This is a genomic window from Variovorax sp. 3319, assembly GCF_031456585.1.
Classification (GTDB): domain Bacteria; phylum Pseudomonadota; class Gammaproteobacteria; order Burkholderiales; family Burkholderiaceae_C; genus Variovorax; species Variovorax paradoxus_P.
The window spans coordinates 306,986-329,915 of sequence record NZ_JAVDUZ010000007.1; the positions used below are offsets into that span (position 1 = coordinate 306,986).

A 22,930-nucleotide genomic window follows, 5' to 3' on the forward strand; every position below is an offset into this window, starting at 1 on the left:
CGAAGGCATCGTGCACAGGAGACCGGGCGAACACCGCCCGGCCACCGGAGACACCATGCTGCACCCCCAGGCCTGCGCCCTGTTCGAAGGCGCCCCGCACCCCAAAGCACAGCCGAACGCCGGAATGCGCCGGGCGTTCGCATGAGCCTAGGGAAAGTCCCCGCGCAAATGCATGCCGCGCAGCGAGCCCCCGCCGCTACGATCCTGCCAACGCAGCGCTGGCCATCGGCCGGCAGCGGCCCGATGCAGGAGACAGACAGCATGCAGCGATCGAACGCGACGTTGCCAGGCAGCGGCGCCGGGCAGCGTGGAGAGCGCCTGATGTGGCTCACGCACCAGCGCGTGTTCTATGCAGGGCTGCTCGGGGCCGCAGCCGAACGCACCATGGGCGGGTACGGCGTGTATGTGTCGCCTGCCGGTGCACCGCTTAACCGCCTGCGCATCGGCGGAGGTGCATGGCAGGCGGGCGAATTGTTCGTGGTGCCGCCGCAGGTGCCGCACCGCGTTGAGAGTACGCACCCGCTCATCTTCAATCTGCTTGTCGAGTCGGAGTCGGTCGACCCCGCGCGCCTGCCCGGCTTCATGCAGCACTGCGGTCCCGTCGATGCGCCCGCTTTCGTGCAGCGCATGCGCGATGCGCACACCCATTTGCTGGCACTCTCGGGCCGCCAGAGCTTCGAAGGGCTGGAGTTCGACCGTCTGTTCTTCGGCGAAGCCCTTGCGCTGCGCGCGCTCGATCCGCGCATCCGCAAGGTCATCGATGCCATCAACGCCGACCCTGCCGCGCCCACCTCGGCGGAAGACTGCGCGGCCTCGGTGCATCTGTCTTTCTCGCGCTTCCTTCACTTGTTCAAGCAGGAGACGGGCATTGCGTTTCGCGCCTTCCGGGCCTGGAAGCGCGCGCGAAGCCTGCTGCGCTACGTGCGCCAGACAAGCACGCTGACCGACATCGCGCTGGACACCGGCTACCCGGATTCGACGCACTTCAGCCATTCGATCCGCCAGGTGTACGGGCTCAAGCCGAGCGACATCGTCGCCGGTTCGCGCCGCCTTGCGCTGCACGATGCGGCCGGCGGCTACACGCAGTAGCCAGCGCAAGAAAAGAAGCCGCATGCAAATACTCCAGCTGTTGCTGTCGGGCATTGCGCAAGGCTGCATCTATGGGCTGATCGCACTGGGCTTCGTGCTCATCTACAAGGCCACCGAGACGGTGAGCTTTGCGCAGGGCGACCTGATGATGCTCGGCGCTTTTGGTGCGTTCGCCGGCATGTCGCTGTTCGGCATGCCGTTCTGGCTTGCGGCGCTGCTTGCGCTGGTGGCCATGGCAGCCTTCGGAGTGCTGCTCGAACTCGTGGTGATTCGCCCCATCCTCGGGCAGCCGCAGTTCTCGATCGTGATGCTCACCATCGGCATTGCGTACGTGGCGCGTGGGCTCATCACCATGGTGCCGGGCATTGGCACCGACACCCACACGTTGCCGGTTCCCTACAAGGACCAGATCTGGAAGGTGGGCGGGCTGGTGGTCAACCTCGAGCAGCTCGCCATTGTCATTGCCACAGCCATCCTCTGCGGGCTGCTGTTCGCGATGTTCCGCTACAGCAAGCTGGGTATCGCAATGCAGGCCTCTTCGCAGAACCAGCTCGCGGCCTACTACATGGGCATTCCGGTGAAGCGGCTCAACGGGCTGGTGTGGGGCCTGGCGGCGGCGGTGGCGGCCATCGCGGGCATGCTGCTCGCGCCCATCACCTTCGTGCACGCGAACATGGGCTTCATCGGGCTCAAGGCTTTTCCGGCTGCGGTGGTGGGCGGGTTCGGCAGCTTGCCGGGCGCCATCGTCGGCGGGCTCGTCATCGGCATCGTCGAATCGTTCGCAGGCTTCTATCTGCCGGACGGCTTCAAGGACACGGCCCCGTACATCGTCGTGCTGCTGATGCTGATGATCAAGCCCAACGGCCTGTTCGGCGAGAAGCTGCGCAAGAAGGTCTAGCTCGATATGCGCTTCATCTTCAAGACCAGCTACGACCAGGACATTCGCCTTGCGCGGCACGGCGGCCATGTGTTCTGGTATGGCCTCCTGGCCGCGTTCCTGCTCGTCGCACCGTGGGCCATCGACGAGTACTGGCTCGCGCAACTGACCTTCGTGCTGATCTACGGCATCGTCGGATTGGGCTTGATGCTGCTCGCCGGTTTCACCGGGCAGTTCTCTATCGGCCATGCGGCGTTTCTAGGTGCGGGCGCGTACACGCAAGGCGTGCTGACCAACCTGGGCGTGCCTTTTCCGGTTGCGTTGCTCGCGGCCGCGGCGCTTTCGGCAGCGGTGGGCGTGGTGGTTGCATTGCCTGCCTTGCGCGTGAAGGGCATCTACCTTGGCATTGCCACGCTGTCGTTTGGCTTCATTGTCGAAGAGGTTTTCGCGCGCTGGGAGAGCGTGACCGGCGGCAACGCGGGGCTGCACGTGAAGTCGCCGCAGCTCTTCGGCTGGTCGCTGGGCTCGGGTGAGGGCTTCTACTTCTTGTGCCTGGTGGTGGCGGTGCTCAGCACGCTGGGCATTCTGAACTTGCTGCGTTCACCGACGGGGCGCGCCTTCGTTGCGATTCGCGATTCCGAGATTTCTGCGCAGAGCATGGGCATTCACCTGGCGCGCTACAAGACGATGTCGTTTGCCATTTCGGCCGCGCTCGCGGGGCTGGGCGGTGCGCTGTATGCGCACAAGCTCAGCTTCATTTCGCCCGACCAGTTCAACATCCTGCAGTCGATCGACCTGCTGCTGATGGTGGTGATCGGCGGGCTGGGCTCTGTGCACGGCGCGTTCTTGGGTGCGATCTTCTTGATTGCAATGCCGCAGCTGATCTCGATGGGCAAGGATTGGCTGCCGGCCGTGGTCGGCCAGGCACCGGGGCTGCAGGGCCTGGTGTATGGATTGGTGCTGATCGCGTTCGTGCTCTTCGAACCGTTGGGCTTGTATGGCCGCTGGCTGAAGATTCGCACCTGGCTGCAGCTCTTTCCGTTCTATCGCAAGGGCTTGTTCAAGCGGCAGAAGTCGTTCACCAAGTCGGACCGGCTGAGATGAGCGGCGCCGACGTCCTTCTTTCTGCCAAGGACCTGAGCGTGCGCTTCGGCGGCGTGCTGGCGGTCAACAAGGTGACCTTCGATGTGCGGCGCGGCGAGGTGTTCACGTTGATCGGTCCCAACGGCGCGGGCAAGACGACGGTGTTCAACTTGATCAGCCGCATCTACACGCCGACGATGGGCGAGATCACATGGCATGGCGAGGCCTCGGGCCCGCTGGCTTTGACGCAGCAGGCACCGCACGAGATTGCGGCGCTGGGCATTGCGCGCACTTTCCAGAACATCGAGCTTTTCGAGCATGCGACTGTCTTGCACAACCTGCTGATAGGCCGCCACACGCACCGGCAGACGGGTTTCTGGAGCGAGGTGTTCTTTACGCCCGACACGCGCCGTGCGGAGATTGCGGCGCGTGAAAAGGCCGAGCAGGTGATCGACCTGCTGGACTTGCAGCATCACCGCGATTCGATGGTGGCCGGTTTGCCTTACGGCGTGCGCAAGGTGGTGGAATTGGCGCGCGCGTTGTGCACCGAGCCGAAGCTTCTGCTGCTCGATGAGCCTTCTTCTGGGCTCAACGTCGAAGAGACGGCGGACATGGCATTCTGGATTCAGGATATCCAGCATGAGCTGGGTGTGTCTGTGCTGATGGTCGAGCACGATATGTCGCTGGTTTCCAAGGTATCGGATCGCGTGCTGGCGATGAACATGGGCGAGGTGCTGGCGACCGGAACGCCGCGTGAGGTGCAGGCTGATTCACGGGTTGTCGAGGCTTATCTTGGGACTGTGGATGACGTGAGCAGCTTGAGGAGGGTGGCGGTATGAACGCTTTGTTCGCTGCTTCGTTGGGGACGCCCCAACGCCGCCCCCCGTCCGAAGCAAATGAGGCGACGCCATGACCGACGTCGTACTCCAGTTGCTCAACGTCGAAAGCGCCTACGGTCCTATCAAGGCCATCCGCGGCGTGAGCCTGAAAGTCAGGCAGGGCGAAATAGTGACCGTCCTGGGCTCGAACGGCGCCGGCAAGACAACCATCTTGAAGACGATCTCCGGAATCATCGATCCGAGAAAAGGCAGCATCGAATTCCAGGGCAAGGACATCACCGCCAAGGACCCGGCCTACATCGTGCAGCAGGGCCTGAGCCACGTGCCCGAAGGCCGCGAGGTGTTTCCGCTGCTCACGGTGAAAGACAACCTGCTGATGGGCGCCTACACCCGCAAGGACCGCGACGGCGTGGCGCGGGACATGGAGAGCGTCTACAACTACTTTCCCATTTTGCGGGAACGCGCCACACAGGATGCCGGCCTGCTCTCGGGCGGGCAGCAGCAGATGCTCGCCATTTCGCGCGCCATCATGGCGGCGCCGCATCTGATCCTGCTCGACGAGCCGAGCCTTGGGTTGAGCCCCAAGCTGACGAAGGAGATCTTCGAGATTGTCGTGCGCATCAATCGCGAACGCGGCACCACCATCTTGCTGGTGGAGCAGAACGCCAACATGGCGCTCAATGCTTCCGATCATGGCTATGTGCTCGAGAACGGCCGCATCGTCATGGAAGACACCTGCGAGCGCCTGCGCGAGAAGGAAGACATCAAGGAGTTCTACCTCGGCGTCAAGGACGACGGCGTGCGCGGCGAGCGGCGCTGGAAAAAGAAGAAGACCTGGAGATGACAGCATGAGCACTCTTGCCTTGCGCGCTCCCGCTGGCCTCTGGGATCTGGCGCACCTGCAGCCCAAGCCCGGCGTCGTCGTGCCTGGCGACACCATTCCGGCCGTGTTCTGGAAGGCCGTGGAACTGCGTGCCGACAAGGTGTGGATGCGGCAGAAGGAATTCGGCATCTGGCGCGCGTGGACGTGGAAGCAAACCGCCGAGGCTGTGCGCGAAATTGCGGGCGGCCTGCTGGCGCTGGGCTTTGCCCAAGGCGAGTGCGCCTCGATTCTTGCCAACACCGTCATTGAGTGGGTGCTTTGCGATGTTGCCGTGCTCAGTTGCGGCGGTGTTTCGAACGGCATCTACCCCACCGACGCTGCTTCGCAGGTGCACTATCTTTGCGAAGATTCCCGCACCACCGTGCTTTTCGTGGAAGACGACGAACAGCTCGACAAGGCGCTCGAAGTGCGTGAGCGATTGCCCATGCTGCGCAAGGTTGTCGTGTTCGACATGGAGGGCCTGCGCGACCTCGACGACCCGGGCGTCATCAGCCTCGATGCTTTGCGCGCGCTCGGCCGAGAGTACCTGCAGGCTCATCCGCAGGCGATGGAGCAGCGCATTGCCGCCTGCCGGCCCGAAGACCTGGCCATTCTTGTCTACACCTCGGGCACCACCGGCAAGCCGAAGGGCGCGATGCACAGCCACCGCGGCCTGGTGTACACCATGCGCGGCTACAACTCCCTGCTGGCGCAGGGCGAGGGCGACGAGCGCATGTGCTTTCTGCCGCTGTGCCACATTGCCGAGCGCATGGGCGGCGAATACTTTGCGATGTACACCGGCTCGATTCTCAACTTCGTCGAAAACCCCGAGACGGTGCCCGAGAACGTTCGCGAGATTTCGCCCACCGTGTTCACTGCCGTGCCGCGCGTGTGGGAAAAGTTCTATTCGGGCGTGATGATCGCGCTGAAAGAGGCGAGCCGCTTGCAGCAGGCCGCCTATGGCTGGAGCATTGCCGTGGGCCAGCAGATTGCCGAGCGCGTGCTGCAGGGACAGCCGGTGGGCGCGGGGCTGCGGTTCAAGTTTCGAGTGGCGCGCTGGCTGGCGCTCGACAACGTGCGCAAGCTGATCGGGATTCACCGTGCGCGTTTTCTTGTGACCGGCGCGGCGCCGATTTCGCCAGACCTCGTGCGCTGGTACCTGGCATTGGGCGTACCCATGCTGGAGGTATGGGGCATGACGGAGTCTTGCGGCGCCTCCACCGGAGTGCCGCCGTCGCGCATCATGCCGGGATCGATCGGGCCGGCCACCAGCTACAACGAAGTGCGGCTCGACCCTCAGACGGGCGAAATACTGGTGCGCGGCCCCAATGTATTCATGGGGTATCTCAACCTGCCCGAGAAAACGGCCGAAACCATCGACGCCGATGGCTGGCTACATACCGGCGACGTGGGAACGGTCGACGCGGGAGGGTATTTCCGCATCACCGACCGCATGAAGGACATCATCATCACGGCGGGGGGAAAGAACATCACGCCGAGCGAGCTGGAGAACGAGCTCAAGTTCAGCCCCTACATCACCGACGCAGTGGTGATCGGCGACAAGAAGCCGTACCTGACGGTGATCGTCATGATCGACCAGGAGAACGTCGAAAAGTTTGCGCAGGATCACGATGTGCCTTTCAGCAACTACGAAAGCCTGACGCGTGCGCAGGAAGTGCTGGACCTGATCCAGGGCGAGATCGATCGCGTCAATTCCAAGTTTGCGCGGGTGGAGCAGATCAAGAAGTTCTTCCTGCTCGAGACGCAGCTGAGCGCCGAGGACGAGGAGCTCACGCCCACGATGAAGCTCAAGCGCAAGCTGGTGCAGGCCAAGTACGCCGGGCGCATCGAGGCGATGTATCGCTAGTTTCTTTTTCGTCAACCCGAGGAGACAACCCCATGAAGCTCAAGACAGTGACGGCCCTGGCGGTGCTGGGCCTGACAGCTACGCTTTCGTCCGCGCAGCAGCAGGGCGTGAGCAAGGACGAGATCCGCATCGGCACGATCCAGGACTTGTCGGGTCCGCTCGCGGGCTTTGGCAAGCAGGCGCGCAACGGCATGCAGCTGCGAGTGGACGAGCTCAACGAGCAGGGCAACATCCATGGCCGCAAGCTGAAGCTGTTTGTGGAGGACTCGGGCTACGACCCCAAGAAGGCGGTGCTTGCCGCGCAGAAGCTGGTCAACCAGGAAAAGATCTTCATCATGGCCGGCCACATCGGCACGGCGCAGAACATGGCGGCCATGCCGGTGCAGTTCGACAAGAACATCGTCAACTTCATGCCGATTACTGCGGCGCGCGAAATGTACGAGCCGCTGCACCGGCTGAAGTATTCGTTTGCCGCCACCTACTACGACCAGATCCGCCTCGCATTGCCCAAGATGATCAAGGAAAAGGGCGCGAAAAAAGTCTGCACCATCTACCAGGACGACGAGTTCGGGCTTGAGGTGCAGCGCGGTGCGGAAGCGGGCCTTAAAACCGCGGGCATGGAATTGGCCGAGAAAACCTCGTTCAAGCGCGGCGCCACCGACTTCAGTTCGCAGGTCGCAAAAATGAAGGCCGCCAACTGCGACCTGGTGGTGCTTGGCACCATCATCCGCGAGACCATCGGCACCGTGGGCGAGGCGCGCAAGACGGGCTTCAACCCGACCTTTCTCGGCTCGAGCGCGGCGTATACCGACCTGATTCACAAGCTGGGCGGAAAGGCAATGGACGGCGTCTACGCCACCATGACGGTGCAGAACCCCTATACCGACGAGCAGTCGCAGCCGCTGCGCTTCTGGGCCAACAAGTACAAGACCAAGTTCAACGAAGACCCGACGGTGTTCTCGGTGTACGGCTACGTGATCATCGATTCGTTCATCAAGGCGGCACAGAAGGCCGGGCCGAACCTTTCGACCGACAGCTTCATCAAGGCCATGGACAGCATGACCTTCGAGCCCGACATGTTCGGCAGCCCCAAGAGCAGCTACACCGCCACCAAGCGCCTGGGCAACGACCAGTCGCGTTTGTCCCAGATCAAGGACGGGAAATGGGTTGTCGTGTCTGACTATGTGACACCATAACGGGCACCATGCCCAATTACTGGTTGATGAAATCCGAGCCCGACGAGGTCTCGATCGACGATGCGCTCGCTGCATCCAACGCCACCGTGGCGTGGACCGGCGTGCGCAACTATCAGGCACGCAACTTCATGCGCGACGGCATGAAGATCGGCGACGGCGTGCTGTTCTATCACTCGAGCTGCCCGGAGCCCGGCATTGCGGGCATCGCGCGCGTGGCCTCGGGCATCAAGCCCGACCCGACGCAGTTCGACCCGAAGTCTCCGTACTACGACGCGGCGTCGAAAAAGGAAGAACCGCGCTGGCTGCTGGTCGATGTGCAGGCGGTGCGCAAGACGCGGCTGCTTGCGCTGCCTGAGCTGCGCGCCAAGCCCGAGCTGGCCGACCTTGTGGTGCTGCGCAAGGGCAACCGGCTGTCGATCACGCCGGTCGATCCCGCGCATTGGCGGGTCATCGAGAAAATGCTGGCCTGAGAACCGGTCAGCCCACGCGCTGGAGAATGGGAAACAGCTTGCCGAGGCCGTCGGCCATGACCTCGACCGCAAGCGCCGCCAGAATCAGCCCCATGAGCCGCGTCATGATGTTGATGCCGGTCTTGCCGAGCACGCGCGCGATCGGCTGCGCAAGCGAAAAGGCCAGTGCGGTAGCCAGCGCCACCACCACGCCGTAGCCGACCAGCACGCCAAGCTCCCACAGGTGCTGCGTCTTGTCGGCATAAATCACCACCGTCGATATGGTGGCCGGCCCGGTAAGGAGCGGAATGGTGAGCGGGACCACGGCAATGGATGCGCCCATGGAAGCTTTCACCTCGGTGGCGCGCAGTTCCTCGACGTTGGTTTTGCTCTCGGCAGGCTTCGCGTTGAGCATCGACAGCGAACTCATGAGCAGCAGCAGGCCGCCGCCCACCTGGAAGCTGGCAATCGAAATGCCGAAGAACGCCAGCAGTTGCAACCCGAGCAGCGCGCTGACCGCAATGACAACGAACGCGCTGAAGGCCGACATGCGCACCGTGTGCCGTCGCTGCGCATCCGAATACCCCTGCGTGTAGTGGATGAAGAAGGGCACGATGGCCAGCGGGTTGACGATGGCCACCAGCGTGACCAGCGGCTTGATCAGGTCCATCGAAGTGCTCATCGGACAGCCTCCGCGCTGCGCACTGCGGTATTCGCCTTGGGGGCGGCCCTGCGGTTCATGGCTACCTCCCCCCCGTAACGTCGAGCAGGGCCATGGTGGTGTAGCTGGCCTCGGCGGAGAGCAGCCAGAGAATGGCGCCGGCAATTTCTTCGGCGCTGCCGGTGCGCCGCATCGGTACGGTGGGTGCCAGTTCGAAGGCGCGGTCGGGCATGCCGCCCGAGGCATGGATCTCGGTGTCGATGAGCCCGGGCCGCACTGCATTGACGCGAATGCCCTCGGCGGCTACCTCCTTGGCCAGACCGATGGTGAAGGTGTCGATGGCGCCCTTGCTGGCGGCGTAGTCGACGTACTGGTCGGGCGAGCCCAGCCGCGCGGCGCCGCTGGAAATGTTGACGATGGCGCCGCCCGAGCCGCCGTGCCGGGTGCTCATGCGCCGGACGGCCTCGCGCGCGCAGATGAAGCTGCCGATCACGTTGATGCGGAACATGCGCGTGAGCCGCTCAACGCTCATCTGGTCGACGCGCGCCTGCACGTCGACCACGCCGGCGTTGTTGACCAGCGCCGTGAGGCGGCCGAGCTTCGTATCGATTTTTTCGAACATGGCGACCACCTGGGCTTCGTCGCCCACGTCGGCCTGAACGGCGATGGCCGTGCCGCCGCCCGCGCGAATGGTGCGCACCACTTCGTCGGCGGCAAGCGAGTTGCTGGCGTAGTTGACGGCCACCGCGTAGCCGCGCTGCGCTGCCAGCAAGGCGGTTGCAGCGCCAATGCCGCGTCCGCCGCCGGTGATCAAGAGTACCTGGTCCAAATCCGACCTCCTGCAGAAAAACCGAGTGTCAGTTAAAACGGCTGGCTTGGATTACATCATCGAGGGCGAGCGCATGAGCCATACGATCGACTATTACTTTGCGCCGCAAAGCCCCTGGACCTACCTCGGGCATGCCCGGTTTGCAGCCATCGCAGCCGCGGCGGGCGCCACGGTGCGCGTACGGCCCGTGGACCTGGGGAGCGTGTACCCGATTTCCGGCGGGCTTCCGCTCGGCAAGCGCGCGCCGCAGCGCCAAGCCTACCGGCTGGTTGAACTGGCGCGCTTTTCGCGCTATCTCAACCTGCCGCTGAACCTGAAGCCGAAGTTCTTTCCGGTGTCGGGCGACGACGCGGCGCGGCTGATCATTGCGGTGGACCTGCATGACGGAACCGAGGTGGCCATGCGGGTGTGCGGCGCGGTGTTTGCAGCCGTGTGGGTGCAGGAGCGGAACATTGGCGACCCGAAGGTGCTCGAAGCGCTGGTCGCAGAATGCGGCCTGCCGCCCAAGCGCATGGAGCAGTCGCTGAGCCAGGCGGTTCAGGAGCGCTACGAGGCCTACACGCAAGAGGCCATCGACATCCAGGTGTTCGGTGCACCCAGTTATGTCATCGACGGCGAGATATTCTGGGGGCAGGACCGGCTCGATTTTGTCGAGCGCGCGCTGCAGCAACAGCGCTAGCCACACATCCGTTCATTCATTCATTCACGCATTCGCAAGTCAAGGAGCATGACAACCATGGGCCAATTCATCGATCTCACCGCCAAGGACGGTTTCGTTTTTCCGGCCTATGTGGCCGAGCCCGCCGGCAAGCCGCGGGGCGCGGTCGTTGTGGTGCCGGAGATTTTTGGCGTCAACTCGCACATCCGCTCCGTGGCCGACGGGTATGCGGCCGACGGCTATCTCGCGGTTTCGCCTTCGACCTTTCATCGCGTGAAGCCCGGCGTCGAGCTTGGCTACAGCGATGAGGACATGAAGACAGGCTTCGGGCTGAAGACCGCAGTCGAGGCACTGCCCGCACCGGGCGTGCTGCAGGACGTCGAAGCCGCCGTGGCCTACGCGGCAAAGGCCGGCAAGGTGGGCATCGTGGGCTATTGCTGGGGCGGCCTGCTGGTGTGGCGCGCGGCAAGCCTCGTCCCCGGGCTGGCCGCCGCGGCGCCGTATTACGGCGGCGGCATGACCACCCCGGAAGAAACCGCGCGCCAGCCCAAGGTGCCGGTGCTGGCGCATTTCGGCAACCAGGACCACTGGATTCCGCTGGACACCATCGAGGCCTTCAAGAAGGCGCACCCCGAGGTGGAGGTGCATGTGTATGAATCGGGTCACGGCTTCAACTGCGACCAGCGGGGCTCGTACAACGCCGAGGCCGCGAAGCTGGCGCGTGCGCGCACGCTGGAGTTCTTTGCCAAGCACGTCGGCTGAGCGAAGCCTGGCTCGTGCCAGGCTTTTCTATCGTTTCTTTTGCGATCCGGGCCCTTTGCCGACCCGAGTCTGAAGAAAGTCGAGTAATGCGCGAAGCGCGGCGCTGTTGTGGCGCCGCTGCAGGTAGGCGGCCGAGAGCCACATGTCCTTGCGCGCATAGTCTTGCAACACCGGCACCAGTTCGCCGTTCTCGATGTGCGATTGCACGAGGATCGAGGGCAGGTAGATCACACCGAAGCCGCGCATCGCAACGCGTATCAGCGGCGCGCCCTCGGTGCAGTCCATGCGGCTTTTCACCGGCACGTCCAGCGGCTGGTCGCCGTCTTCGAAGCGCCAGACCGGCTGGGCGCCCAGCAGAGAGTGCGTAAGCGCTTCGTGTCCGGCAAGGTCGCGCGGATGCTCGGGCTTGCCGTGCTTTTTCCAGTACACGGGAGAGGCGCAGACGACCATCTCCATGAGCATCAGCTTGCGCACGATCAGGTTGGCGTCGGCAACCGGGCCGCTGCGAATATCGACGTCGATGCCTTCTTCTGCAAGATCGACCGTGCGATTGGTGAGCTGCAGGCTGATGCTCACATCGGGGTAGTAGCGCATGAAGTCGGCCAAGAGGCTCGGAAACTCCCCGTTTCCCATGCCGTGCGGTGCCGAGATGCGCAAGCGGCCGCCGGGTTGGGTGGCGCGCTCTTGCAACTCGGCCTGCGTGAGTTCCACCATCTCCAGCACCGGGGTGCTGCGCTCGAGCAGCAACTGCCCGGCATCGGTAAGGCTCACGGAACGCGTGGACCGGTTGAGAAGCCGCACCCCGAAGCGCGTTTCGAGTTCGGCCACATATTTGCTGACGGTGGCCTTGGACATGTCGAGCTTCTTGGCCGCATGCGAAAAGCTGCCGTGCGAAGCAACCTCCCGGAAGGTTCTGATCAGATCGAGACTGTCCATGTCAAAGCGCCTATTGTTGTTTGCGTTCCGGGAACGGCATGCGCGGATTTTCCGGCGAATGCGTTCAATCGAGTGGCATGCCTTCGGGTTGTCATTGTTTCAATAGAGGAAACACGGTGTCTCTGTTCCACGTGTTTTGCAGTGGCCATTCAGTTGGAAACTCGCCGCACAGGTGAGCAACCAGCGAGCCTGGTGGACGAACCATCCAACGAATACAAGGAACTGAAAATGAAGACCTCGCACATCCTCGCCGCTGCAGCCCTGACCCTTTTGGCCGCCACTGGCGCTCAAGCTGAATCCTACGAAGGCGTGAACACCGCCGTCTCGACCAAGAGCCGTGACGAAGTGAACGCCGAAGCCATGCGCACCGCATCGGCTCCGAACCAGAACGTGACCCGCGGTTCGCGCGGCCCGGAAACCGTCGCCGTGTCGAAAGACCGCGCCCTCGTCGAAGCCGAAGCCGTTCGCACCGCCTTCGCTCCCGACCAGAACGTGACCAGCGGCTCGCGCGTCAACAGCAAGGTTGTCTCGACGATGCCCCACCCGATGGACGCACGCGTTCAAGCCCAGCAAGGCTCGGGCGCTGTCGCCAAGTAAGCGGGACGCAAGTCGCTGCCTTCGCGGGCAGCAACAAAAAAGGCCACGCAATTGCGTGGCCTTTTTGCTTTGGGGATCTTGCGAGACCGCTGTAAAAAGCGCCAGGGCGTTCAGCGCGTGCGCGCCAGGTAGCGCTTGCGCCAGAACACCACCACCAGCACGACGGCGATGACCAGCATCGCAGCCATCGCAATCCAGAATCCGTCCGCCTTGTGCACCAGCGGAATGAATTCGAAGTTCATGCCGAAGATGCCGGCAATCAGGTTGAGGGGCAGAAAAATGGCCGTCAGCACGGTGAGCACCCGCATGATGTCGTTGGCGCGGTGCCCCTGAACGCTGAAGTGCATCTGCACTGCGGTTTCGGCGTTCTGCTCCAGCCGGTGCACGTGGTGCACCACCCGTTCGATGTGTTCGAGCACGTCGCGGCTGCGCACCATGATCAGTTCGCGCTCGCGCTGCTCCGCTTCGTTCTTGGGCGCTGGCAGCGTCTCCAGCGAGTCGATCCAGTCTTGTATGGCGGCGCGCTGGTCCTCGCAGATTTCGTCCAGGCGGTGCAACGACTGGCGCGCTTCCATGAGCGCTCCCCAGTTCGTGAAGCGGCTGCGCGGATCGATCAGCTCGGATTGCCAATGGTCGAGCTGGCGCGTGAGTTCGCGGCGCATGTCCAGGTAGCCATCGACGATCTGGTTGATGACGCGCAGCATCAGGTCTGCGGTGCCCGTGGGAACGCGGGCCGAAGTGGCCCGCACGTCGAGCGCCGGAGCGCCCTGGTCGTCCGGAGACCCCGCGGCAAGCAGCCTGGCGGCAAAGGCGTCGCGTACCGCACCGTCTTCCGGGTGCACCGACAGCAACACGCGGTCGAACAGCGCAAACCCCACGGGACGGGTATCGACCCGGCGCAGCACCGGGGGGCCGCGTCGCGACGGCGTAGGCAGAGGCGGCTCACCGCCGGTGGTGCCTTGGCCGTTGCCCAAAGCCGCCTGGCCGGGCCCGGCAGAGAGGCGCCGGAACACCAGCACGTCGTATTTGGAGGTGTAGTCGTAGTGCGAAGGCAGCTGGTCGTTGAGCAGGTCGGCCACGTGCAGGTCGACCAGCTGGGTGAGGCAGAGCGACTGCAGGATCTGCTGGACTTCTGCAAGCGACTCGCGAAACTCGTCTCGCGTGAGCGAAATCCAGACATAGCCTTGCGCGGCGCAGGCCCCGGGCACCGTGAGAGGCGCCAGCGCCGGATGCTCGCTCACTTGCGAACGGTTGATTTCAAAGATGCGCATGGGCCTGCCTCGTTGCTCTCTTTTTTCTGAATTGCGATCGGCCCACGCCGCAGGCGCGAAAGCGTTCAGCTATTGTTTTTGTAGCAAGCGCGCGGCGTCAAGCGCAAAGTAGGTGAGTACGCCGTCGGCACCGGCGCGTTTGAAGGCGAGCAGGCTTTCGAGTACGACGGCGTCGTGATCGAGCCAGCCGTTCTGTGCGGCGGCCTTGAGCATCGCGTATTCGCCACTTACCTGATAGGCGAAGGTCGGCACGTGAAACTCGTCTTTGACCCGGCGCACGATGTCCAGGTAAGGCATGCCGGGTTTGACCATCACCATATCGGCACCTTCGGCGATGTCGAGTGCCACTTCGCGCAGCGCCTCGTCGCTGTTGCCCGGGTCCATCTGGTAGACCTTCTTGTTGCTCTTGCCGAGCGTGGCGGCCGAGCCGACGGCATCGCGGAACGGGCCGTAGAAGGCGCTCGCGTACTTGGCGCTGTAGGCCATGATCCGGGTGTGAACGTCGCCGCGGGCCTCGAGCGCCGCGCGAATGGCGCCGATGCGCCCATCCATCATGTCGCTGGGGGCAACGATGTCGACCCCCGCCTGCGACTGTGTGAGCGCCTGCTTCGTGAGAACTTCAACAGTGGCGTCGTTGATGATGTAGCCGGTGTCGTCTAGCAAGCCGTCCTGCCCGTGGCTGGTATAGGGGTCGAGCGCCACGTCGGTCATCACGCCAAGCTCCGGAAAGCGGGCCTTCAGGGCGGCGACCACGCGCGGAATGAGCCCCTCCGGATTGAATGCCTCGTCACCCGCCGGTGTCTTCAGGCTTGCATCGATGACCGGAAAAAGGGCCATCACCGGAATTCCGGCTTTTACGCATTGCTCGGCCACCGGCAGCAGCAGGTCGAGGCTCAGGCGCTCGACGCCGGGCATCGAAGACACGGCATCGCGCTTTTTCTCGCCTTCTTGCACAAACACCGGGTAGATGAGGTCATGAGCCGTTAACGCATGCTCCCTGACCAGGTTGCGGGTGAAAGTGTCTCGCCGCAAACGGCGGGGCCGGCCGGCCGGGTACATGGCAAAGGAGGGGGAGGGACGCGTCATAAGCCGAAAATTGTGCCTGAAGCGCCAAATTGCGGCGCGATTCCATATTTCCGGTTGTCCGATGACACGACAAATTAGTAGCCCGAAGGTTCTCTTTTTTTATACAAAAATGTCAAAGAAAGTGGCCGAGTCGCTTGAAACCTTGTTTCGTCTTTGTTAAATTCTGAAGCGGGCGGCTTGCCGCTCCCCGCTTTTCCTCCCTGAGCGGGTGCCTTGATGTGTGACAGCAAAAGGGCTTCCCAGCCCGACGTGAAGACGTCGGGCTTTTTTTTGCCTGCCGTTCGCGTCGGTTCGGCACGCTGGAGCAGATGGATGGCGCAGTCGGCCACTAAACTGGCTCCATGCTCTGGGTCAAATCTCTTCACATCGTCTTTATTGCAAGCTGGTTCGCGGGGCTTTTTTATCTTCCTCGGATCTTCGTCAACCTGGCGATGGTGCCGCCTGAATCCGTCGCAGAGCGTGAGCGCCTGCTGCTGATGGCGCGCAAGCTGTTGCGCTTCACCACCTTCCTGGCCGTTCCGGCGCTCGGCTTCGGTTTGTGGCTGTGGCTGGGCTACGGTATTGGCAGGGGCCCAGGCAACGGCTGGATGCATGCCAAGCTGGCGCTGGTGCTCGTGGTCATCGGTTATCACCATGGCTGTGGCGTGCTGCTGCGCCGCTTCGCGGAGGGCGGCAACCGGCGCAACGACCGCTGGTACCGCTGGTTCAATGAACTGCCAGTCCTGCTGCTGCTCGGCATCGTGGTGCTGGTGGTCGTCAAGCCGTTCTGAGCCCGGTGCCCACGGTGGAGAAGCAGCAGCACAAGTCCGCCGCGCTGCCTCTTGCGCTCGCCTATGCGGCGCTGATCGTCTATGCCAGCCTGTACCCGTTTGCAGACTGGCGCGACCAGGGCATCGCGCCCTGGGCCTACCTGTCGGCGTCTTGGCCGAAGTACTGGACGGGCTTCGATTTCGCCGTCAATGTGGCTGGCTACGTTCCGTTTGGTTTTCTGTGCGCATTGGCCGTGCTGCGCACGCGGCAAGACGCCAGCGGCTGGCGCGCGATGTTGTGCGCCACCCTGGCCGGCGCTGCACTGGCCTTTGCCATGGAGACATTGCAAAGTTATCTGCCGGCGCGCATCCCTTCCAACGTGGACTTGGGTTTGAACACGTCAGGGGCGCTTCTGGGAGCCATGCTGGCAGCGGGGCTGGAACGCCTGGGGGCAGTGGCGCACTGGAGCCGCACGCGCTCGCAGTGGTTTGTCGACGATGCGCGCGGCGCGCTGGTGCTGCTGGCGCTCTGGCCATTCGCACTTCTTTTTCCGGCTGCGGTGACGTTCGGACTGGGCCAGGTGTTCGAGCGGCTAGAGGTGGCAATCTCCGAGTGGCTGCTCGACACGCCTTTTATCGACTGGATGCCGCTGCGCCAGTTCGAGCTCGAGCCGCTGGTGCCTGCTGCCGAACTGCTGTGCGTGATGCTCGGCGCGCTTGTGCCATGCCTGCTGGCTTTTCTGGTTACGCGCACGGTCGTGCGGCGCGCGGTACTGCTGCCGCTGACGTTGCTGGCGGGCATCGGCGCGTCTGCGCTGTCGGCGGCGCTGAGTTATGGACCGGAGCATGCGTGGGCCTGGCTGGGCCTCCCGGTGCAGGTGGGCATTGCCACGGCACTTGTCGCCGGCATGCTGTTGCTGGGAGCGCCCCGCCGCTTGTGCGCGGCTTTGCTGTTGTTGGGGCTGGTCATCCAGCTGAGTCTTTTGAACCAGGCGCCCGAGAGTGCGTACTTTGCGCAGACGCTCGCAACCTGGGAGCAGGGGCGCTTCATCCGGTTTCACGGGCTGGCGCAGTGGCTAGGCTGGCTTTGGCCTTTTGCAGTGCTTGCCTATGTGGTCGCAGCGCTGTCGCGGCGAAGCAAGCCGCAGCCTGAAGGGAACGGCGCGCGTCACTAAAATCACTCGATGCCCAGTTCCAACTCCGCCGCGCCGCGCGGCTACTACGGCCGTCACATCTTCTTTTGCCTGAATGAGCGCAAAAACGGCGAAGACAGCTGCGCCCTGCACAATGCCCAGCAGGGTTTCGACCGCTGCAAGGCAAAGGTAAAAGAAGCGGGGCTGGCCGGCCCGGGCAAGGTGCGGGTCAACAAGGCCGGCTGCCTGGACCGTTGCGCTGGTGGCCCGGTCGCAGTGGTTTACCCGGAAGCGGTCTGGTACACCTTTGTCGATACGGATGACATCGACGAAATCGTCGAGTCGCATCTGAAGAACGGCGAAGTCGTCGAGCGGCTCCTGTTGCCTCCCGATGTGGGCCGCTGAACTTTTTCGGAAATTCAATGCTCGTACCGTGCGCCCCGGCGCACCGTAGCGACGCCCTTAATTCCTGCACCATGAATTCCCAGACCGAAAAGATCCGTCTTCAAGGCGCCGCCGGCGTCATCGAGGTTCAGCGCGATCTGCCGGCCGACGCCTCGCGCGGCATTGCGGTCATCGCTCATCCTCATCCGCTGTTCGGCGGCACCATGGACAACAAGGTGGTCCAGACGCTGGCGCGCGCCTTTGTCTCCTGCGGCTGGACGGCGGTGCGCTTCAACTTTCGCGGCGTGGGTGCGAGCGAAGGGGTGCACGACGAGGGGCGCGGCGAGCGCGAGGACATGCTGGATGTGGTGAGCCAGCTTGCCGCGAAAGGGCCGTTGGCCATTGCCGGATTTTCTTTCGGCGCTTTCGTTGCAAGCTGCGCCGCCGAAAAGCTATGGGCTTCGCGCGACGTGCGGCAGCTTGTGCTCGTGGGAACGGCTGCTTCGCGTTTCTCGGTGGCCGCCCTGCCGGTCGAGGCGCACGAGCGCACCCTGGTTGTCCACGGCGAAGCCGATGACACCGTGCCGCTCGCGGCTGTCATGGACTGGGCGCGGCCGCAGTCACTTCCTGTCACGGTTGTCCCCGGGGGCGGCCATTTCTTTCACGGACAATTGCCGCTGCTCAAAAGCTTGGTCGTCCGCCATTTGCGCGCCGGCGCCCCATGAAAGCCCCGCGGGCTTGTTTTCGTTTTCTCCAATTTTTCCAATGAATCGTTTTCTTGACGCATTTCGCGCGCTGGTGCTCGCCGCCGCCGCATCGGTTTGCATGATTGCCGCCGCCCAGGTGCCGGCCCCGCCGGAAATTGCCGCGCGCAGCTATCTGTTGCTCGACGTCACCGCCAACCAGATCCTTGCGCAGAAAGACATCGACAGCCCCGTCGAACCCGCCTCGCTCACCAAGCTGATGTCGGCATACATCGTGTTCGACGCCTTGCGCGCCAAGAAGATCACGCTGAGCCAGACCTTCCCGGTCAGCCAGCGCGCCTGGAAGATGCCGGGATCGCGCATGTTCATCGATCCCAAGATGCAGGTGCCGGTCGAAGACCTGATCAAGGGCCTCATCGTGCAGTCGGGTAACGATGCCACCGTGGCGCTCGCTGAAGGCGTAGGCGGTACCGTGGAGCACTTCGTCGAACTCATGAACGCGCAGGCCAAGGCGCTGGGCATGAAGAACACCAGCTACAAGAACCCCGAAGGCCTCACCGCCCCCGGCCATACCACCACGGCCCGCGACCTGAGCATTCTTGCAACGCGCCTGGTGCGCGACTTTCCCGAAGAAGCCAAGTACTACGCCATCAAGAAGTACCGCTACCCCGGCACGCCTTCCACCAACGACACCAATCGCAACCTGTTGCTGTTTCGCGACCCTACTGTCGACGGCCTGAAGACCGGACATACCGAGGCGGCCGGCTATTGCATGATTGCCACCGCCAAGCGCGACTTTCCCAACCTGACCGGCGGCCGCCGCCTGCTGTCGATCGTGCTGGGCACTTCGGGCGAAACCGTGCGCGCCAACGAGTCGCAAAAGCTGCTGAACTGGGGCTACACGGCCTACGACGCCGTTCGGCTGTTCGACGCCGGGCAGCCGGCGGCCACGCCAGCTGTCTGGAAGGGCAAGGTCAACACGCTGAAGCTTGGCCGGCCGGAAGCCATCGTGGTTGCGGTACCAGCCGGTACCGCCAGCAAGATCAAGACGCAGGTGGCCCGTCCGGAGCCGCTGGTTGCTCCTTTCACCAAGTACCAGCCTGTGGGCTCGCTCAAGGTCACCCTGGACGACCAGCCCCTGGCCGACGTGCCGCTGGTGGCGCTCGAAGGTGTCGAGCAGGCGGGTGTCTTCGGCCGCGCCTGGGACGCCGTTCGCCTCTGGATCAAGTGATTTTGCACGCGCCCTCCCGGTTCATTTGCCGGTAGCAAGGGCGACTGCTATACTCGTGGGCTTTTCGGAATTTTCCGAAGGGTTTCACGTTTTCGTTATTCCCGGTCTCCTTGCCTTGCGTCACGTCAAGGACAAAGGCGGTTCACAGCCAAAGGCCGGGTTGTTTTGGGACTAATTCATTCATGCCAACCATCAATCAACTGGTGCGTCAGGGTCGAACGGTCGAAAAGATCAATTCGAAGAGCCCTGCCATGCAGAACTCGCCGCAACGTCGCGGTGTCTGCACCCGCGTCTACACCACGACGCCAAAGAAGCCCAACTCGGCGCTTCGTAAAGTTGCCAAGGTCCGTCTGACCAATGGCTTCGAAGTCATTTCCTACATCGGCGGCGAAGGCCACAACCTGCAAGAACACAGCGTTGTGCTGGTTCGCGGCGGTCGTGTCAAGGACTTGCCCGGTGTTCGCTACCACATCGTGCGCGGTTCGCTCGACTTGCAAGGCGTGAAAGACCGCAAGCAGTCGCGCTCCAAGTACGGCGCGAAGCGTCCCAAGAAGGCTTAAGCCTTCCTGTCGTCAGAAAAACAAACGGTGTTCGGTTGCCTTGGCGGGCACATCGAACGAAGTGACCCAATGTCGGGTCGAGTAAGTGAGAGTCCGGAATGGCTCTCGCGGTGCCGGAATCGGCGCCAACTGAAGCAAAGAGGTTAGTAACATGCCACGTCGTCGCGAAGTCCCCAAACGTGAAATCCTGCCGGATCCCAAGTACGGCAATGTCGAGCTGTCGAAATTCATGAACGTGATCATGGAAGGCGGCAAGAAGGCGATCGCCGAGCGCATCATTTACGGTGCACTCGACTTCATCGAAAAGAAGAACCCTGACAAGGACCCGCTCGAAGCTTTCACCGTTGCCATCAACAACGTGAAGCCGATGGTCGAAGTCAAGTCGCGCCGCGTTGGCGGTGCCAACTACCAGGTGCCGGTCGAAGTGCGTCCCGTGCGCCGCCTGGCGCTCTCGATGCGCTGGATCAAGGAAGCCGCTCGCAAGCGCGGTGAAAAGTCGATGGCCCTGCGTTTGGCCAACGAACTGATGGAAGCCACGGAAGGCCGTGGTGGTGCCATGAAGAAGCGCGACGAAGTGCACCGCATGGCTGAAGCCAACCGCGCTTTCAGCCACTTCCGCTTCTAAAAATCAAACTTCGCTTGGGCGTTGGGTATTGAGTGTCGGGCGACGTCGCCCGTGCTCAAGGCCCAGCGCTCAACGCATTTAACCCGAAAGTAAATCATGTCCCGCAAGACCCCCATCGAGCGCTACCGCAACATCGGCATCTCCGCGCACATCGACGCCGGCAAGACCACGACGACCGAGCGCATCCTGTTCTACACCGGCGTGAACCACAAGATCGGTGAAGTGCACGATGGCGCCGCCACGATGGACTGGATGGAGCAAGAGCAAGAGCGTGGCATCACGATCACCTCGGCTGCCACCACCTGCTTCTGGAAGGGCATGGCCGGCAAGTTCGACGAACACCGCATCAACATCATCGATACCCCCGGCCACGTTGACTTCACCATTGAAGTCGAGCGCTCGATGCGCGTGCTGGACGGTGCCGTGATGGTGTATGACGCCGTGGGCGGCGTGCAGCCCCAGTCGGAAACCGTCTGGCGCCAGGCCAACAAGTACAAGGTTCCGCGCCTCGCGTTCGTCAACAAGATGGACCGCACCGGCGCCGACTTCCTGCGCGTGCGCCAGATGATGGTCGACCGCCTGAAGGCCAACCCCGTCGTGATCCAGATCCCGATCGGTGCCGAAGAGCACTTCCAGGGCATCGTCGACCTCGTGAAGATGAAAGCAATCATCTGGGACGAAGACAAGGGTGTGACCTTCACCTACGGTGAGATCCCCGCGAACCTGACCGACGTTTGCAACGAATACCGCGAAAAGCTCGTCGAAGCCGCTGCCGAAGCAAGCGAAGAGCTGATGAACAAGTACCTCGAAGGCAACGAGCTGACCGAGGAAGAAATCAAGAAGGCCCTGCGTCAGCGCACGATCGCCGGCGAGATCCAGCCAATGCTGTGCGGCTCGGCCTTCAAGAACAAGGGCGTGCAGGCCATGCTCGACGCCGTCGTCGAATACATGCCGTCGCCGCTGGACATCCCTCCGGTTGCAGGCCTCGACGAAGACGAAGCACCTGTCACCCGCAAGGCCGACGACAACGAGAAGTTCTCGGCGCTCGCGTTCAAGCTGATGACCGACCCGTTCGTGGGCCAGTTGACCTTCGTGCGCGTCTACTCGGGCGTGCTGACAAAGGGCGACAGCGTCTACAACCCGGTGCGCGGCAAGAAGGAACGTATCGGCCGTATCGTGCAGATGCACGCGAACAACCGCGAAGAAGTCAATGAAATCCGCGCCGGCGACATCGCCGCTTGCGTGGGCCTGAAGGAAGTCACCACGGGCGAAACCCTGTGCGACCCTGCAGCCATCGTGACGCTCGAGCGGATGGTGTTCCCCGAGTCGGTGATCTCGCAAGCGGTTGAGCCGAAGACCAAGGCCGACCAGGAAAAGATGGGTATCGCCCTGCAGCGTCTCGCCCAGGAAGATCCCTCGTTCCGCGTCAAGACCGACGAAGAATCGGGCCAGACCATCATTGCCGGCATGGGCGAGCTCCACCTCGAAATCATCGTGGACCGCATGAAGCGCGAGTTCGGTGTGGAAGCCAACGTGGGCAAGCCGCAAGTGGCATACCGCGAAACGATCCGCAAGACCGTCGAAGAAGCCGAAGGCAAGTTCGTTCGCCAGTCGGGCGGCAAGGGCCAATACGGTCACGTCGTGCTCAAGCTTGAGCCGCAGGAAGCCGGCAAGGGCTTCGAATTCGTCGACGCCATCAAGGGCGGTGTGGTTCCTCGCGAATACATCCCCGCGGTGGAAAAGGGTGTTGTCGAAGCGCTGACGCAAGGCGTGCTGGCGGGCTACCCCGTCGTGGACGTCAAGGTCACGCTGCACTTCGGTTCGTACCACGACGTGGACTCGAACGAAATGGCGTTCAAGATGGCCGCGATCTTCGGTTTCAAGGAAGGCGCCCGCAAGGCCAGCCCCGTGATTCTCGAGCCGATGATGGCCGTGGAAGTCGAGACGCCCGAAGACTATGCCGGCAACGTGATGGGCGACCTGTCCTCACGCCGCGGCATGGTGCAAGGCATGGACGACATGGTTGGTGGCGGCAAGGCCATCAAGGCCGAAGTGCCGCTGTCGGAAATGTTCGGCTACTCGACCACGCTGCGCTCGATGTCGCAAGGCCGTGCAACGTACACGATGGAGTTCAAGCACTACGCTGAAGCTCCCCGTAACGTTGCTGAAGCCATCGTGGCTGCTCGCGCTAAGTAATGTCTTTGTGGGACAGACCAAGATTTGCGCAGCAAATTTGCTCTGTTCCCAACTGATTAAAAAGAATGCGGGGTCGCGCAGTGCGCGGCCCTCGTTGTCTGCGATCCGGTGCCGCCGCGTTCCCGTGCGAGGCGAACCAGCAATCGGGTGCAGACATAAAACCAATGCACGGGAATGCTCTTTCAAGGATTGAAAAATGGCAAAAGGTAAATTCACCCGCACCAAGCCGCACGTGAACGTGGGCACGATCGGTCACGTTGACCACGGCAAGACCACGCTGACGGCG

At 62.9% G+C, this 22,930-nt stretch carries 25 protein-coding genes; 20 read left to right on the forward strand and 5 right to left on the reverse strand.

Going from position 1 to position 22,930, the window contains the following annotated elements; all coding sequences use genetic code 11:
* The first annotated feature begins 261 nt into the window (after positions 1–261).
* From J2X67_RS16500 to J2X67_RS16535, 8 genes are all read left to right on the forward strand, one after another.
* Positions 262–1,089 carry an AraC family transcriptional regulator gene (locus tag J2X67_RS16500; protein WP_309954394.1) on the forward strand — a complete coding sequence of 276 codons (828 nt, stop codon included), beginning with the start codon at positions 262–264 and terminating at the stop codon, positions 1,087–1,089.
* 22 nt (positions 1,090–1,111) lie between these two features.
* Positions 1,112–1,987, forward strand: coding sequence for a branched-chain amino acid ABC transporter permease (locus J2X67_RS16505; protein WP_309954396.1), 876 nt, complete (start codon positions 1,112–1,114; stop codon positions 1,985–1,987).
* Between the two features lie 6 nt (positions 1,988–1,993).
* Positions 1,994–3,070 carry a branched-chain amino acid ABC transporter permease gene (locus J2X67_RS16510; protein WP_309954398.1) on the forward strand — a complete coding sequence of 359 codons (1,077 nt, stop codon included), beginning with the start codon at positions 1,994–1,996 and terminating at the stop codon, positions 3,068–3,070.
* Positions 3,067–3,888 (forward strand): ABC transporter ATP-binding protein, encoded by an 822-nt coding sequence (locus J2X67_RS16515; protein ID WP_309954400.1) that lies wholly within the window; start codon positions 3,067–3,069, stop codon positions 3,886–3,888. The genes J2X67_RS16510 and J2X67_RS16515 overlap by 4 nt, the downstream gene beginning before the upstream one ends.
* A gap of 70 nt (positions 3,889–3,958) precedes the next feature.
* Entirely contained in the window at positions 3,959–4,732 is a 774-nt protein-coding gene (locus J2X67_RS16520; RefSeq protein WP_309954402.1) for an ABC transporter ATP-binding protein, read from the forward strand.
* 4 nt (positions 4,733–4,736) lie between these two features.
* On the forward strand, positions 4,737–6,617 hold the full coding sequence (locus J2X67_RS16525) for a long-chain fatty acid--CoA ligase (protein WP_309954404.1): 1,881 nt from the start codon (positions 4,737–4,739) through the stop codon (positions 6,615–6,617).
* A gap of 32 nt (positions 6,618–6,649) precedes the next feature.
* Positions 6,650–7,813: an ABC transporter substrate-binding protein gene (locus J2X67_RS16530; RefSeq protein WP_309954406.1), complete on the forward strand. Its 1,164-nt coding sequence runs from the start codon at positions 6,650–6,652 to the stop codon at positions 7,811–7,813.
* Positions 7,814–7,821: 8 nt separating this feature from the next.
* On the forward strand, positions 7,822–8,283 hold the full coding sequence (locus J2X67_RS16535) for an EVE domain-containing protein (RefSeq protein ID WP_309954407.1): 462 nt from the start codon (positions 7,822–7,824) through the stop codon (positions 8,281–8,283).
* Between the two features lie 7 nt (positions 8,284–8,290).
* Here J2X67_RS16535 and J2X67_RS16540 read toward each other — a convergent pair whose 3' ends face one another.
* A complete protein-coding gene (locus J2X67_RS16540; RefSeq protein ID WP_281146675.1) occupies positions 8,291–8,944 on the reverse strand; it encodes a MarC family protein in 654 nt (217 codons plus the stop codon).
* A gap of 61 nt (positions 8,945–9,005) precedes the next feature.
* Complete coding sequence (locus J2X67_RS16545) at positions 9,006–9,752, reverse strand: SDR family oxidoreductase (RefSeq protein ID WP_309954411.1); 747 nt, start codon at positions 9,750–9,752, stop codon at positions 9,006–9,008.
* Positions 9,753–9,825: 73 nt separating this feature from the next.
* Here J2X67_RS16545 and J2X67_RS16550 point away from each other — a divergent pair, with 73 nt between their 5' ends.
* On the forward strand, positions 9,826–10,431 hold the full coding sequence (locus J2X67_RS16550) for a 2-hydroxychromene-2-carboxylate isomerase (RefSeq protein WP_309954413.1): 606 nt from the start codon (positions 9,826–9,828) through the stop codon (positions 10,429–10,431).
* 57 nt (positions 10,432–10,488) lie between these two features.
* Positions 10,489–11,172: a dienelactone hydrolase family protein gene (locus J2X67_RS16555; RefSeq protein WP_309954415.1), complete on the forward strand. Its 684-nt coding sequence runs from the start codon at positions 10,489–10,491 to the stop codon at positions 11,170–11,172.
* Between the two features lie 27 nt (positions 11,173–11,199).
* Here the strand turns inward: J2X67_RS16555 and J2X67_RS16560 are convergent, their stop codons facing one another.
* Complete coding sequence (locus J2X67_RS16560; RefSeq protein ID WP_309954417.1) at positions 11,200–12,108, reverse strand: LysR family transcriptional regulator; 909 nt, start codon at positions 12,106–12,108, stop codon at positions 11,200–11,202.
* Between the two features lie 228 nt (positions 12,109–12,336).
* Here J2X67_RS16560 and J2X67_RS16565 point away from each other — a divergent pair, with 228 nt between their 5' ends.
* Positions 12,337–12,705, forward strand: coding sequence for a DUF4148 domain-containing protein (locus tag J2X67_RS16565; protein WP_309954419.1), 369 nt, complete (start codon positions 12,337–12,339; stop codon positions 12,703–12,705).
* A gap of 110 nt (positions 12,706–12,815) precedes the next feature.
* On the opposite strand, the gene J2X67_RS16570 is transcribed toward J2X67_RS16565, so the two are convergent.
* The gene (locus J2X67_RS16570) at positions 12,816–13,976 is read right to left on the reverse strand and encodes a magnesium transporter CorA family protein (RefSeq protein ID WP_309954421.1); all 1,161 of its coding nucleotides are present in this window, start codon (positions 13,974–13,976) and stop codon (positions 12,816–12,818) included.
* 69 nt (positions 13,977–14,045) lie between these two features.
* Positions 14,046–15,035, reverse strand: a complete 990-nt coding sequence (gene hemB, locus J2X67_RS16575; RefSeq protein WP_409050509.1) for a porphobilinogen synthase — start codon at positions 15,033–15,035, stop codon at positions 14,046–14,048.
* Between the two features lie 368 nt (positions 15,036–15,403).
* On the opposite strand from hemB, the gene J2X67_RS16580 reads away from it, so the two are divergent.
* The 9 genes from J2X67_RS16580 to J2X67_RS16620 all read left to right on the forward strand — a co-directional run.
* Positions 15,404–15,832, forward strand: a complete 429-nt coding sequence (locus J2X67_RS16580; protein ID WP_309954425.1) for a CopD family protein — start codon at positions 15,404–15,406, stop codon at positions 15,830–15,832.
* Between the two features lie 5 nt (positions 15,833–15,837).
* Positions 15,838–16,986, forward strand: a complete 1,149-nt coding sequence (locus tag J2X67_RS16585) for a VanZ family protein (RefSeq protein WP_409050508.1) — start codon at positions 15,838–15,840, stop codon at positions 16,984–16,986.
* Positions 16,987–16,995: 9 nt separating this feature from the next.
* On the forward strand, positions 16,996–17,349 hold the full coding sequence (locus J2X67_RS16590; RefSeq protein WP_281146685.1) for a ferredoxin: 354 nt from the start codon (positions 16,996–16,998) through the stop codon (positions 17,347–17,349).
* Positions 17,350–17,420: 71 nt separating this feature from the next.
* Positions 17,421–18,053, forward strand: coding sequence for an alpha/beta fold hydrolase (locus J2X67_RS16595; protein ID WP_309954427.1), 633 nt, complete (start codon positions 17,421–17,423; stop codon positions 18,051–18,053).
* Positions 18,054–18,093: 40 nt separating this feature from the next.
* Positions 18,094–19,263 (forward strand): D-alanyl-D-alanine carboxypeptidase family protein, encoded by a 1,170-nt coding sequence (locus J2X67_RS16600; RefSeq protein ID WP_309954429.1) that lies wholly within the window; start codon positions 18,094–18,096, stop codon positions 19,261–19,263.
* Positions 19,264–19,445: 182 nt separating this feature from the next.
* Complete coding sequence (gene rpsL, locus J2X67_RS16605) at positions 19,446–19,823, forward strand: 30S ribosomal protein S12 (protein ID WP_013543948.1); 378 nt, start codon at positions 19,446–19,448, stop codon at positions 19,821–19,823.
* Positions 19,824–19,974: 151 nt separating this feature from the next.
* Entirely contained in the window at positions 19,975–20,448 is a 474-nt protein-coding gene (rpsG, locus tag J2X67_RS16610) for a 30S ribosomal protein S7 (protein ID WP_013543947.1), read from the forward strand.
* A gap of 96 nt (positions 20,449–20,544) precedes the next feature.
* Positions 20,545–22,644 (forward strand): elongation factor G, encoded by a 2,100-nt coding sequence (gene fusA, locus J2X67_RS16615; RefSeq protein ID WP_309954431.1) that lies wholly within the window; start codon positions 20,545–20,547, stop codon positions 22,642–22,644.
* Between the two features lie 196 nt (positions 22,645–22,840).
* On the forward strand, positions 22,841–22,930 hold a 90-nt coding region (locus J2X67_RS16620), incomplete at its 3' end, for a GTP-binding protein (protein ID WP_038111923.1).

Coding starts and splice junctions, on each gene's coding strand:
- J2X67_RS16500 (WP_309954394.1), top strand. CDS start 262: ATGCAGCGATCGAACGCGACGTTGCCAGGCAGCGGCGCCGGGCAGCGT.
- J2X67_RS16505 (WP_309954396.1), top strand. CDS start 1,112: ATGCAAATACTCCAGCTGTTGCTGTCGGGCATTGCGCAAGGCTGCATC.
- J2X67_RS16510 (WP_309954398.1), top strand. CDS start 1,994: ATGCGCTTCATCTTCAAGACCAGCTACGACCAGGACATTCGCCTTGCG.
- J2X67_RS16515 (WP_309954400.1), top strand. CDS start 3,067: ATGAGCGGCGCCGACGTCCTTCTTTCTGCCAAGGACCTGAGCGTGCGC.
- J2X67_RS16520 (WP_309954402.1), top strand. CDS start 3,959: ATGACCGACGTCGTACTCCAGTTGCTCAACGTCGAAAGCGCCTACGGT.
- J2X67_RS16525 (WP_309954404.1), top strand. CDS start 4,737: ATGAGCACTCTTGCCTTGCGCGCTCCCGCTGGCCTCTGGGATCTGGCG.
- J2X67_RS16530 (WP_309954406.1), top strand. CDS start 6,650: ATGAAGCTCAAGACAGTGACGGCCCTGGCGGTGCTGGGCCTGACAGCT.
- J2X67_RS16535 (WP_309954407.1), top strand. CDS start 7,822: ATGCCCAATTACTGGTTGATGAAATCCGAGCCCGACGAGGTCTCGATC.
- J2X67_RS16540 (WP_281146675.1), bottom strand. CDS start 8,944: ATGAGCACTTCGATGGACCTGATCAAGCCGCTGGTCACGCTGGTGGCC.
- J2X67_RS16550 (WP_309954413.1), top strand. CDS start 9,826: ATGAGCCATACGATCGACTATTACTTTGCGCCGCAAAGCCCCTGGACC.
- J2X67_RS16555 (WP_309954415.1), top strand. CDS start 10,489: ATGGGCCAATTCATCGATCTCACCGCCAAGGACGGTTTCGTTTTTCCG.
- J2X67_RS16560 (WP_309954417.1), bottom strand. CDS start 12,108: ATGGACAGTCTCGATCTGATCAGAACCTTCCGGGAGGTTGCTTCGCAC.
- J2X67_RS16565 (WP_309954419.1), top strand. CDS start 12,337: ATGAAGACCTCGCACATCCTCGCCGCTGCAGCCCTGACCCTTTTGGCC.
- J2X67_RS16570 (WP_309954421.1), bottom strand. CDS start 13,976: ATGCGCATCTTTGAAATCAACCGTTCGCAAGTGAGCGAGCATCCGGCG.
- hemB (WP_409050509.1), bottom strand. CDS start 15,035: ATGTACCCGGCCGGCCGGCCCCGCCGTTTGCGGCGAGACACTTTCACC.
- J2X67_RS16580 (WP_309954425.1), top strand. CDS start 15,404: ATGCTCTGGGTCAAATCTCTTCACATCGTCTTTATTGCAAGCTGGTTC.
- J2X67_RS16590 (WP_281146685.1), top strand. CDS start 16,996: ATGCCCAGTTCCAACTCCGCCGCGCCGCGCGGCTACTACGGCCGTCAC.
- J2X67_RS16595 (WP_309954427.1), top strand. CDS start 17,421: ATGAATTCCCAGACCGAAAAGATCCGTCTTCAAGGCGCCGCCGGCGTC.
- J2X67_RS16600 (WP_309954429.1), top strand. CDS start 18,094: ATGAATCGTTTTCTTGACGCATTTCGCGCGCTGGTGCTCGCCGCCGCC.
- rpsL (WP_013543948.1), top strand. CDS start 19,446: ATGCCAACCATCAATCAACTGGTGCGTCAGGGTCGAACGGTCGAAAAG.
- rpsG (WP_013543947.1), top strand. CDS start 19,975: ATGCCACGTCGTCGCGAAGTCCCCAAACGTGAAATCCTGCCGGATCCC.
- fusA (WP_309954431.1), top strand. CDS start 20,545: ATGTCCCGCAAGACCCCCATCGAGCGCTACCGCAACATCGGCATCTCC.